The 12,017-nt window shown below is 49.4% G+C and carries 11 protein-coding genes and 1 pseudogene; 4 read left to right on the top strand and 8 right to left on the bottom strand.

Going from position 1 to position 12,017, the window contains the following annotated elements; all coding sequences use genetic code 11:
- Window positions 1-3: 3 nt before the first annotated feature.
- Window positions 4-423, bottom strand: a complete 420-nt coding sequence (gene rbsD / locus AC3ITF_RS22200; protein WP_061075803.1) for a D-ribose pyranase — start codon at window positions 421-423, stop codon at window positions 4-6.
- Between the two features lie 191 nt (window positions 424-614).
- Window positions 615-2,483, bottom strand: coding sequence for a low affinity potassium transporter Kup (gene kup, locus AC3ITF_RS22205; protein ID WP_115259869.1), 1,869 nt, complete (start codon window positions 2,481-2,483; stop codon window positions 615-617).
- Window positions 2,484-2,811: 328 nt separating this feature from the next.
- On the opposite strand from kup, the gene ravA reads away from it, so the two are divergent.
- Both ravA and viaA read left to right on the top strand, forming a co-directional pair.
- Window positions 2,812-4,308: an ATPase RavA gene (ravA, locus tag AC3ITF_RS22210; RefSeq protein WP_489176020.1), complete on the top strand. Its 1,497-nt coding sequence runs from the start codon at window positions 2,812-2,814 to the stop codon at window positions 4,306-4,308.
- On the top strand, window positions 4,302-5,753 hold the full coding sequence (viaA, locus tag AC3ITF_RS22215) for an ATPase RavA stimulator ViaA (protein ID WP_117342610.1): 1,452 nt from the start codon (window positions 4,302-4,304) through the stop codon (window positions 5,751-5,753). The genes ravA and viaA overlap by 7 nt, the downstream gene beginning before the upstream one ends.
- A 3-nt stretch (window positions 5,754-5,756) precedes the next feature.
- Here viaA and asnA read toward each other — a convergent pair whose 3' ends face one another.
- On the bottom strand, window positions 5,757-6,749 hold the full coding sequence (gene asnA, locus AC3ITF_RS22220) for an aspartate--ammonia ligase (protein WP_096758973.1): 993 nt from the start codon (window positions 6,747-6,749) through the stop codon (window positions 5,757-5,759).
- A gap of 151 nt (window positions 6,750-6,900) precedes the next feature.
- Here asnA and asnC point away from each other — a divergent pair, with 151 nt between their 5' ends.
- Entirely contained in the window at window positions 6,901-7,359 is a 459-nt protein-coding gene (gene asnC / locus AC3ITF_RS22225; protein ID WP_135912813.1) for a transcriptional regulator AsnC, read from the top strand.
- Between the two features lie 14 nt (window positions 7,360-7,373).
- On the opposite strand, the gene AC3ITF_RS22230 is transcribed toward asnC, so the two are convergent.
- The 5 genes and pseudogenes from AC3ITF_RS22230 to AC3ITF_RS22250 form a co-directional block, all read right to left on the bottom strand.
- A complete protein-coding gene (locus tag AC3ITF_RS22230; protein WP_489176021.1) occupies window positions 7,374-9,536 on the bottom strand; it encodes a T6SS phospholipase effector Tle1-like catalytic domain-containing protein in 2,163 nt (720 codons plus the stop codon).
- Window positions 9,521-10,030 carry a Tli1a family immunity protein gene (gene tli1a / locus AC3ITF_RS22235; protein ID WP_489176464.1) on the bottom strand — a complete coding sequence of 170 codons (510 nt, stop codon included), beginning with the start codon at window positions 10,028-10,030 and terminating at the stop codon, window positions 9,521-9,523. Before tli1a ends, AC3ITF_RS22230 begins: the two co-directional genes overlap by 16 nt.
- A 141-nt stretch (window positions 10,031-10,171) precedes the next feature.
- Window positions 10,172-10,486 carry a hypothetical protein gene (locus AC3ITF_RS22240; RefSeq protein ID WP_489176466.1) on the bottom strand — a complete coding sequence of 105 codons (315 nt, stop codon included), beginning with the start codon at window positions 10,484-10,486 and terminating at the stop codon, window positions 10,172-10,174.
- A gap of 36 nt (window positions 10,487-10,522) precedes the next feature.
- Window positions 10,523-10,588 (bottom strand): annotated as a pseudogene (locus tag AC3ITF_RS22245) (hypothetical protein); the annotation flags it as partial.
- A gap of 4 nt (window positions 10,589-10,592) precedes the next feature.
- Entirely contained in the window at window positions 10,593-10,715 is a 123-nt protein-coding gene (locus AC3ITF_RS22250) for a hypothetical protein (RefSeq protein WP_489176022.1), read from the bottom strand.
- Between the two features lie 564 nt (window positions 10,716-11,279).
- Here AC3ITF_RS22250 and mioC point away from each other — a divergent pair.
- The gene (gene mioC, locus AC3ITF_RS22255; protein WP_115259872.1) at window positions 11,280-11,729 is read left to right on the top strand and encodes an FMN-binding protein MioC; all 450 of its coding nucleotides are present in this window, start codon (window positions 11,280-11,282) and stop codon (window positions 11,727-11,729) included.
- Window positions 11,730-12,017: the final 288 nt, after the last annotated feature.

Below are 12,017 nucleotides of genomic sequence, written 5' to 3' on the forward strand. Positions count from 1 at the left end.
GCCTCAGAACGTGACGCCAGCACAAAGAATGATATTCGCATACGGAGAACATTCTCCGCTGCGAATTACCGCCTGACTGTCTGCGGTTTGTTTTTTGAATTGTTCATGCGTGGTGTAACGAATTTCTATGGTATTTCCCTGGTGTTGTTGCAGTTGCTCAATGTGGCTGAGCAACGTTTCGTGGAGTTGCGGATTATGTTGTTTGATTTCCGTCGCGAGAATGGCCGACTCGACCTGCATTTCACGCGTGACCACGTCCAGTACCTGCATAAAAGAAGGTACGCCCTGGGTTAATGCCATATCGATACGCGTAGTACTATTTGGGATGGGTAAACCCGCATCACACACCACCAGCGTATCGGTATGCCCCAGACGGGAGATCACCGATGAAATTTCAGAGTTGAGTACCGTGCCTTTCTTCATTTTCTTTCCCCACTAGCGAAACGTTTCGCTGGTGATAAGTTTAGTCTGAAGAATGCACATAAAACCACCATGACGTTACGAAAATGTGATCGTCATCGAAACGTTTCGCAAGCCGTATCATCAGAAGAAAGGAAAATGTGAGGGGGAAAACAAAACGCCCCCTTTCATGAAGAAAGAGGGCGTCGGTAACGTTAAATCTCGACCTGCGTCCCGAGCTCAATCACCCGGTTAGGTGGGATCTCAAACTGGTCCGGTGCACGTAGCGCATTGCGCTGCAACAGCAGATACAATTTGCCGCGCAGGCGTAAATACCACGGACGTTTGCCGACAATCAGCGACTCGTGCGACATGAAGAACGAGGTTTCCATCATCCGACAGCTTAGGCCTTCCAGCCCGCAGCGATGGAACACTTCCTCTACGTTTGGTGTTTCGCGCCAGCCGTAGCTGGCCACCACGCGCCAGAAGGTCGGCGACAGCTGCTCAATTTGCACCCTACGCACATTATGAACATACGGTGCATCTTCTGTACGCAGCGTCAGCAGGATCACGCGTTCATGCAGCACCTTGTTATGTTTGAGGTTATGCATAAGCGCAAACGGGATGACATTCATGGCACGGGACATATACACCGCTGTGCCAGGCACGCGTACCGGCGGCGATTTCTCCAGAGAAGCAATCATCGCCTCCAGAGAATTACCGTGTTCATGCATACGACGCAGCAGACGGAAGCGCTCGCTTTTCCAGGTGGTCATGATGGTGAACATCACCAGACCCAGAGTCAGCGGCAGCCAACCACCAGAAATCAGCTTATCAAGGTTCGCGGAGAACAGCGGGATATCAATGCACAGGAAGGCCACCAGAATCAGGAACACAAAGTATTTATTCCAGTGCCAGTTTTTGCGCGCCACGGTTGTCGACAGAATAGACGTCAGCACCATCGTCCCCGTTACCGCAATACCGTACGCGGCAGCCAGGTTACTGGAGTGCTCAAAGCTGACGATCACAATCACCACGGCGATGTACAGCATCCAGTTGACGAACGGAATATAGATTTGCCCTGACTCCATCTCTGAAGTGTGGATGATACGCATCGGCGACAGATATCCCAGACGTACCGCCTGCCGCGTCAATGAGAATACGCCAGAGATCACCGCCTGCGAGGCAATAACCGTGGCCAGCGCGGCAAGGATCAGCAGGGGAATCAACGCCCAGTCCGGTGCCAGCAGGAAGAACGGGTTTTTGATCGCTTCCGGATGTTTTAACAGCAATGCACCCTGGCCAAAATAGTTCAGCACCAGCGAAGGTAACACTACAGAGAACCACGCCAGGCGAATGGGGAACTTACCAAAGTGGCCCATATCCGCGTACAGCGCTTCAACGCCGGTGATCGACAGCACCACCGCGCCCAGCGCAATAAACGACAGCGTTTTATATTCGAGGAAGAAATGCACCGCCCACATTGGATTTAACGCCTGCAGCACTTCCGGGTTAGCAATAATGCTACGTACGCCCAACACCGCCAACACCAGGAACCAAACCAGCATAATAGGTGCAAAAAGCTTACCCACGGTACCAGTACCGTGCTTTTGAATCATAAACAGCAGTGTCAGGACAATAATAGAGAGCGGAACAATCCAGGTATCCAGTTGCGGTGCCACGATCTCCAGACCTTCGATCGCCGACATCACCGAAATAGCCGGCGTAATCACCACCTCACCATAGAAGAAGCTGCCGCCTATCAACCCCATAATGACCAGCATTGAGGTCGTTCGCGCCGACGTATTACGCCCGGCCAGTGACATTAGCGTCAGGATCCCGCCTTCTCCGGCGTTATCCGCACGCATGACAAACGTCAGGTACTTGATGGAGACAACAAAGATCAGCAGCCAGAAAATCAGCGAGAGAAAACCAAACACGGCATCACGTTCAACGCCAAAACCGAACTGCCCAGACAAACATTCACGGAGTGTATAAAGTGGGCTGGTACCAATATCACCGTAGACAACCCCAATCGCTGCAAGGGTAATCGCAGACAATGATTGCTTATTATCAGTGCTCATAGACTCGTCTTTCGTTTATACACGTCATTCTTCAGGCCGCTTCCATTGGCTTCACTCGTTATTCCGCCCATCCCAGGAGATAACTCATTTACCGTCTTCGTGCAGCTTGATTGATTTGGTGTATATATAAGAAATGTGTGCGTAGTCCCTTGGCCCACAAAAAGGCGCACAGTATGCACGATTAATCGCAAAATCGTACCCCTAAATGAGACCAGATTAATCTGGCTCAAAGAAAAATAAGCGCACCTTCAGTCTATTACTGCACTGGTGTGAAGCATCTATACTCGCAGTTTACGCAGTACATTTGGCGAAAGGACGCCACTTCATTATGGCTCACCCACATTTATTAGCGGAAAGAATTTCCCGTCTGAGCAATGCGCTGGAAAAGGGACTCTATGAACGTAGCCACGCCATTCGTCTGTGCCTGCTGGCGGCGCTTAGCGGTGAGAGTGTGTTCTTACTCGGCCCGCCAGGGATCGCAAAAAGCTTAATTGCACGTCGGCTGAAGTTTGCGTTTAAAAATGCGCGCGCTTTCGAATATTTGATGACGCGCTTCTCCACGCCAGAAGAAGTCTTCGGCCCGCTATCTATTCAGGCCCTGAAAGATGAAGGGCGCTATGAGCGCTTAACGGCGGGTTATCTTCCCGAAGCTGAAATCGTTTTTCTGGATGAAATCTGGAAGGCGGGCCCGGCCATCCTCAACACCCTGCTGACCGCCATTAACGAACGCCACTTCCGCAACGGCGCGTTTGAGGAAAAAATCCCGATGCGTCTGCTGGTGGCGGCCTCCAACGAACTGCCTGAAGCAGACAGCAGCCTGGAAGCACTGTACGACCGTATGCTAATTCGCCTGTGGCTGGACAAGGTGCAGGACAAGGCCAACTTCCGCTCCATGTTGTTAAGCCAGCAGGATGAAAGCGACAACCCTGTTCCGGCAACGTTACAGGTGACCGATGAAGAGTATTACCAGTGGCAAAAAGATATCGGCACCATCACGCTTCCCGATCGCGTCTTTGAGTTGGTCTATACGCTGCGCCAGCAGTTGGATGCACTACCGAACGCTCCTTACGTCTCTGACCGTCGCTGGAAAAAAGCGATCCGCCTGTTGCAGGCCAGCGCCTTCTTTAGCGGACGTGATGCGGTTGCGCCTATCGATCTTATCCTGTTGAAAGATTGCCTGTGGTACGACGCACAAAGCCTGAAACTGATGCAGCAGCAGATTGAAATATTGATGACCGGACACGCCTGGCAGCAGCAATCAATGCTAACGCGCCTCGGCGCGATTGTGCAGCGCCGCCTCCAGTTACAGCAGCAACAGAGCGATAAAACCGCCTTTACCGTTATTCGCCAGGGTGGGATGTTCAGCCGTCGTCCACATTATGATTTACCTGCAGACGTTAATACGGCGGTAGTGACGTTGCTGCTACAAAAGCCTTTAAAACTGCATGATATGGACGTTATTCATATTGCGTTTGAGCGTAGCGCGCTGGAGCAGTGGCTGACCAAAGGCAGTGAGATCCGCGGCAAGCTAAACGGCATAGGCTTTGCCCAGATGCTGAATATGGAAGTCGACAGCGACCAGCACCTGGTCGTGCGCGACGTCAGCTTACAAGGCTCCCGCCTGGCACTTCCGGGTTCATCGAAAGAGAATATGCCCAGCGAGATAAAAGAGCAGCTTGAGGCGCTCGATACCGAGTGGCACCAGCAGCACCGCGGGTTTAGCGAACAGCAAAAATGTCTGTTTATCCATAGCGACTGGTTAGGCCGGATTGAAGCCAGCCTGCAAGACGTTGGCGAGCAGATCCGCCAGGCACAGCAATGCTGACGCTTGATACGCTGAATATCATGTTGGCGGTAAGCGAAGAGGGGATGATCGAAGAGATGATCCTCGCGCTGCTGGCCTCCCCACAGCTGGCGGTTTTTTTTGAAAAATTCCCCCGGCTAAAGAAGGCGATAGCCAACGATCTTCCCCGCTGGCGCGAGGCATTACGCAACCGTCTGAAAGATACCCGCGTACCGCCGGAACTGACGGAAGAAGTGATGTGCTACCAGCAAAGTCAGCTCCTTTCCACCCCGCAGTTTATCGTCCAGTTACCGCAAATATTAACGCTACTGCACCGGTTACATTCCCCCTATGCCGGGCAAGCCCAACAATTGGTTGATGGCAACAGTACATTCACTCCCGCGCTGCACACGCTGTTTTTACAACGCTGGCGTTTAAGCCTGGTGATTCAAACCACCACGCTGAATCACCAGTTGCTGGAAGAAGAACGCGAACAGTTGCTCAGTGAAGTTCAGGAACGTATGACGCTGAGCGGACAGCTGGATCCGGTGCTGGCGGAAAACGACACCGCCGCAGGCCGTTTATGGGACATGAGCGCAGGTCAAATCAAGCGCGGCGATTACCAGTTGATCGTGAAGTACGGTGATTTCCTGACGCAGCAGCCCGAACTCCAACGCTTAGCCGAACAGTTGGGACGCTCCCGGGAAGCCAAATCGGTTCCGCGGAAAGATGCGCCAATGGAAACCTTTCGCACGCTGGTACGCGAACCCGCCACCGTCCCGGAGCAGGTTGATGGCATCCAACAAAGCGACGATATTCTGCGTTTACTCCCTCCGGAGCTGGCGACCCTTGGCATCACCGAACTGGAATATGAGTTCTATCGGCGGCTAGTGGAAAAACAGCTGCTGACATACCGCCTGCATGGCGAAGCCTGGCGTGAAAAAGTCACCGAGCGCCCGGTCGTGCATCAGGATTTTGACGAGCAGCCTCGCGGACCATTTATTGTCTGCGTGGATACGTCGGGTTCAATGGGAGGATTTAATGAGCAGTGCGCGAAAGCCTTTTGTCTGGCGCTAATGCGCGTGGCCCTTGCCGATAACCGCCGCTGCTACATCATGTTATTTTCGACTGAAGTTGTGCGCTACGAACTGTCTGGTCCACAGGGCATTGAGCAGGCGATCCGTTTCTTAAGCCAGCGTTTTCGCGGCGGTACGGATATTGCCAGCTGTTTTCGCGCCATTATTGAAAGGATGCAGGGACGGGAGTGGTTTGATGCTGACGCGGTCGTGATTTCGGATTTTATCGCTCAGCGATTGCCTGATGAAGTAGTGAGTAAAGTTGGGGAGTTACAGCGGGTGCATCAACACCGTTTTCATGCGGTTGCGATGTCAGCCCATGGCAAACCCGGCATCATGCGCATTTTCGATCATATCTGGCGCTTTGATACCGGGATGCGAAGCCGCCTGCTCAGACGCTGGCAGCGTTAATACTTACAGCAGGGAGTCGACGCTTTCACGGACCTGCGCCGGCCATACGCCGCACTGTACCTGACCAATATGCGGCAACTGCAGCAACAACATGGTCAAACGTGACTGACCAATACCGCCGCCAATGGTCTGCGGCATTTCGCCACGCAGCAGCGCCTGGTGCCATTCCAGACTCAGGCGATCTTCGTCGCCCGTCAGGGAAAGCTGGTGTTTCAACGCATCGGCATCCACACGGATCCCCATGGAAGACAGTTCAAACGCATCTTCAAGAACCGGGTTCCAGACCAGAATATCGCCGTTCAGACCGGCGTAACCCAGCTCGGAAGCCGAACTCCAGTCATCATAATCCGGCGCACGTACGTCATGACGATGACCATCGCTGAGCTTGCCGCCGATCCCCACCAGGAATACCGCACCCAGATCTTTCGCGATGGCACGTTCACGCCCTTTGGCATCAAGATCCGGATAACGCGCTAACAGCTCCTGGCTGTGAACAAAATGGATCTGCTCTGGCAGGAACGGTGCCAGACCAAATTCTTTGCTTACCGCCGCTTCGGTCGCCTTAATTCCCGCCCAGATAGCCTCTACCGTGCTTTTCAGGGTGGAGAATTGACGCTCACCATCGCCCATAACGCGCTCCCAGTCCCACTGGTCCACATAGACCGAGTGAAGCGGAGAGAGACGGTCTTCATCCGGGCGCAGGGCTTTCATGTGCGTGTACAGCCCCTCACCCGCGCTGAAGTCGTGTTGTCCCAGCGTTTGACGCTTCCACTTCGCCAGTGAATGCACCACTTCGAACTGGGCGTCTGGCAAAGCTTTCACTTTCACCTGCACCGCTTTTTCACAGCCCGACAAGTTATCCTGCGTGCCATCTCCTACACGGCTCAGGATCGGTGCCTGGACTTCAATCAGCCCCAGACGCTCTTCCAGTTGGCGAGAAAAGTGAGATTTCACGAAGCTAATTTGACGTTGTTTGGCAATGTAAGCGGTTTTCATTATGTTTACTCCTGTGTCCTGTTGCCTATGATTAAGCAACAGAATGCGGTCAATATTCAATAATCAACAAACAAAAAGCCTCATTAGATTTTAATTCGTTAAAATAAACCGCTAAAATAGAGCGAATCATCAATCTACATAAGAAAAACCTATGGAAAATTATCAGATCGACAATCTGGACCGCGGCATTCTCGACGCCCTAATGGAAAATGCCCGTACAGCCTACGCTGAACTGGCTAAACAGTTTGGTGTCAGCCCGGGGACGATCCACGTGCGCGTAGAGAAGATGAAACAGGCTGGGATCATTACCGGGGCGCGCATTGACGTCAGCCCCAAACAGTTGGGCTATGACGTTGGCTGTTTTATCGGCATCATCCTGAAAAGCGCGAAGGACTATCCGTCCGCATTGGCCAGACTGGAAAGCCTTGATGAAGTAACCGAAGCGTATTACACCACCGGGCACTACAGCATCTTTATTAAAGTCATGTGCCGATCCATCGACGCCTTACAGCAGGTACTTATCAACAAGATCCAAACAATCGATGAAATTCAGTCCACTGAAACCTTGATCGTCCTGCAGAACCCGATCATGCGGACCATCAAGCCGTGAAACCAGGTCTGTTACTACGTACTTGTACTCAGCGTCTGCGTCATCCCAGTCACTAAATCCTGAACCTTATGAACTTCACCTTTATAAGCAGTTTTTGGTTCAACCAGATAAATAACGCGGTTGGATGTAGGTTGCGCACCAATGACTTTGCCTTCCGCTGAGATCAGTTGCAGCTTTTTATTCGCTAAATTTCCGCAGTAGATCATACGGTAGCGGAAATAACCTCCCCATGGTTCACGCCCACCAAGCGCACTTTGCATAAACCATGCTCGGGAATCGTGAATCTGATCGTCATAAAGGGCCAGTAAATCAGCTCGAGGTGGGGTACGAATGCCAGTTCCAAGCGTATCGATAAATAGCTGGCAATATAAACGGTCACCGTCCTGCTTAATTTCCTGATATTCAGCGTCTTCATCATCACCATTAATCAGGAAGACCGCATGTTGGGGAATAACATCAAGAACAATCTGTTTGGTTTTTTCCATGAAGCTGCCATTAATATCGCGTCCCCACTGCTTATAGTCGCTCTGGAATTCACGGGCTGCCTCTCGCAGTTGGTACTGTGCGTTAGTCGGATCAAGATCGGGGATGCCTTGATCACTTTCATCCTCGGTCTGTTTACCTGCCCGCTTTTCTTTAATATCTTTCATTTTGTCATCATGCGTTTCAGCCTCATTTTCAAGTCCGGCTTCATCCAGCTGAGGCGCATTTTTATAGAAATATTGCGCGGTAAGGCTGCCATTAGCATAACGACCAATACGCCAGGCGGTTATCCAGCCTATTTGTTCAATAACTGCGCTTTCAAGCGTCTGGGAAAGCTGATAGGGGTGATAACCTTCCTGATTTTTATCTGCCTCTTCAGTTCCTTGTAAGGTGGTGTTTAGTAGGGTTTGTCGCCAGATGTTGAAGCGTTTTGCAAGTTCAGAATCAACGTCAAACTCCAAAAGTGAATTACCATCCATCACCCTTAATGGTGATATATCTTTTATTAACTTGGAGACAGAAGATGGTTGAATAGCGAGTGGAGCACCTGCATCAAATGCAGCAAGATACATATCATGCAAAACAACCTGAGAAAGAATTTCGCTTGTGCCACCACACGATTTTCCCTGATCACGAGCTGGGTAGCCACCTCCGACATCAGAATGCATACCAGGGTAAACGACCTCTAGAGTATTAGAGTGATAACTGCCATCTGGGCGACGAATAGAGTCCAGAGGAAAGCACAAACGCTGCTCATGGGCAGCCACAAAGTGGCGACAACATTTAATCAGACCAGAAAATTTGCTTTCATCAGGCAGTTGCTGGGTATTGTCAGCCCATCCCATATGGCCAGCAGCTCCTGGCAATACGTGAGCAGCACCGACAGAAGCAACAGTATCCAGCAAACCTAAAAATTCGATGCTGACTGGCAATCCTGCCAGCGTTAATTGCTGGCTTTCACTCTGCATTGTTGGCTCTGGCAACTGAGTTAACCAGTTAACAAAAGTCCGCGCTTCTGCAGCTCCACGGGAAAAACCGTAAATAAATAACTTCATATTTAGAAGGTGCGGTTTAGCTTGCTCAAGCTGCGCCTGTAATTTTTTAAGGAACGGGTTAATAACATTACGGCGGTTCACCTCACCGGTAATTGGCCAGTGAGCACGCATATCCGGCAGAAACCCTTTAGCAACACTATCATCCAGTCGCTTATGCGCAGGATCGATGGCGTAACTCATCGCATCAACCAAGCGCAATAACCCCCAGTTAATTCGATCTTCACCGCCTGTAGCTAATGCCAGACCATCGCTACTGTAATCCATCTCTCCAATCTTCGGAAAAGGAGTACCCACGCCCGGAATATAGTAACGAAAGTATCCATCGCCATCCGCGTCCTGATATGTTGCATGATAAAGTTTGGCTATGTTCGTTGGGTGTGGTGGTTTAGCCTTATGAGTGTCATTATGTTCATTATTCCCCGTCCCATCAAAAAATAGGCTAATATGCAAATTCTGACTGCACGTAAAGCCCAGCCTGACCCCAACCTGAGCACTAAGTCGATTATTAAAATCCTCAGTCTCTTTGATCTGTTTTTTATAATTCGCATTTACCTGTTCTTCAGACAGTATCAATCGCCCATCTTCAGGAAACTCAGGTGGTGCGAAGCAGGGAAAAACCAGATTTATTTCACTGGACATATTGCAGGTTCCTTCATATTTCTAGGCTCTTTGATTGGATAGGTAGGGGTGCCATACCCCTCACAAACTGTTGTCACTTTGACCTGATGACATGGCAGAAAATGCACTGTTAATCCGCAACGTTCAGCACCATATTTAGGGATATTAATAATCGCATTGTACTTTTGAAAACTATGTTCAAGAGTCTCTTTCCAAGCATTATATTTTTCTCTATCTTTGTAACCGGGAAATTGAGAAGCAGTACGAGGATCAACCTCCCACTCAATATGAGCTTTTAAATCTGGAGTCCATTTTTCTGGTAACAGAATGCAGCAGTACCCCCCCCCTAAACCGGGAACATAGTAACCATTCACCGAAAAGCCATTAATGCCGATATCTTTAACATGATTGATAGCACGAATATCACCAGCGGTATAACCCTCATTATCCGCCCGTGAACATCCTGAAACCACCATTAAAATAAGCCACAAAAAACCTGTTATGACTGACTTCATATTCGAAAAATGGATTAATTCATCAGACATATTGCAGGCCTCTTCATATTTAAAAGTTCTTTTATAGAGATAATTCATTCCCGCAATAGCCAGAATGAAATCTAGTTACCCTAATTGGTATAAAATAAATAAAATACATGGTTACTCTTCGAAATCCCGCAGCGCACCGAAATATGCGGTATCATTAGCCCTGATGGCAATATCCAGACAACACAAAAAATATTTCTCCTGACTAATTTCTCTAACCGCTTTCTCTCTCATCAGAGTCTCGGCATCACTAATGCACCCCATAAATCCCACCTGAGTATCATCAACTCTGCTTATATCCGGTTTGTCAGCCAGCATTCGCTCGGGTAAATAACTCCCCACTTTCCATGCAATTTCGCCATCACGGTTTATCCAAGTCCAGAACAGCGCAATATCCGTAAAGGCCTTCTGCTGCTCGTCAGTCAACACGTGTGTAAACAGAGAAGGAAAAACCCGATTATCGTAGTAACGTAGCAGCCCAGTCTGCTCTTCCCACTGAACCTGCGATAGCGCCTGAAGATGGCGACTCAATAGATCAAAAGCGAGGGGAGATATCAGTAAAGTAAAGCGCGGTGTAGAGGGTGAAGCTGACGACGGCGGTTGCCGTCTCCGCTAATCCGTCCACTTCCAGCGTAAAGCGCAGTCCTTCCAATGGCATAAAATCCTCTCTAACGTGTGGCAATGAAATAACAGTGCAGTTCTATACTTGTCTTCCAGAGTCCACTCCCCCAAATCATAATCCTGTACGTACCGCCACGATGCTTCTCTCACCAACTGAGTAACATCAGGGAACTGACAAATTGGTTGGAGAAGTAGAGGATATTTTGTACGATTGTTTTTTGATGTAGATCACCTATTCTGAATATCAGATCTATTTAATCCATATATTTCAAATAATTAATAGCCTGCATAAATTGATAATTGGGATCAATTTCGTTTGATAATGGCTGTTTCATTTTCCCCCATTGCCCTAAATGGTAACAGGTAGGTCGATCCCATCTGAAGCTAGCAGTAACCATCAAGCACTCCCCTGTCACTTCATTTACGTTTTCAAATAATAGGAGATTAAAGCATCTGATCTTATTGAGGCGCAGCACTATGACTAGAACGAGATCAACAAACCAAGCTGATAATTATTGATTTCTTATCCCCTACTTTTCCACAGGTAGATCCCAGCTCGCTCACAGCGTACAATACGCACTCTTTATAGAGGTGGGCGAGCATGGCAGACATTACTCTTATCAGCGGCAGTACCCTTGGCGGTGCTGAATACGTTGCAGAACATCTGGCTGAAAAGCTGGAGGATGCAGGTTTTTCAACCGAAACCTTGCACGGCCCGCAGGTCGAGGAGCTTTCAAGCTGTGGCATTTGGCTGGTGATCAGCTCAACTCACGGTGCGGGAGACATTCCGGACAACCTGCTTCCCTTCTATAACGATCTTCAGTCTCAGAAACCCGACCTTTCGCAGGTTCGTTTTGGTGCAATTGGCATTGGCAGTCGCGAATATGACACCTTCTGTGGCGCGATCGATAAATTACAGACTGAACTGACCGCGTCTGGTGCAAAACAGATAGGCGAAACACTCAAGATCAACGTCCTCGAACACGACATTCCGGAAGATCCAGCAGAAGTTTGGCTCGGATCCTGGATTAATTTACTCAAAAACGTGTAAAGATCGTGCGATCGAGTGTGGATAACTCTGGTAGTAAGCTTGGATTAACCGGTAGTTATCCAAAGAACAACCGTTGTTCAGTTTTTGAGTTGTGTATAACCCTTCATTTTGATCCCAGCTTATACGGACCAGGATCACCGATCATTCACAGTTAATGATCCTCAGCAACGTGTTGATCTTATTCAGAGGATCGCCCTTATCCACAGAACATCGCGATCCTAATAAGAGATCACAATAAAACAGATCTCTAAATAAAAAGATCTTCTTTTTAATACCCAGGATCCAAGG

It is taken from the genome of Citrobacter sp. KH_055_1 (assembly GCF_057838705.1).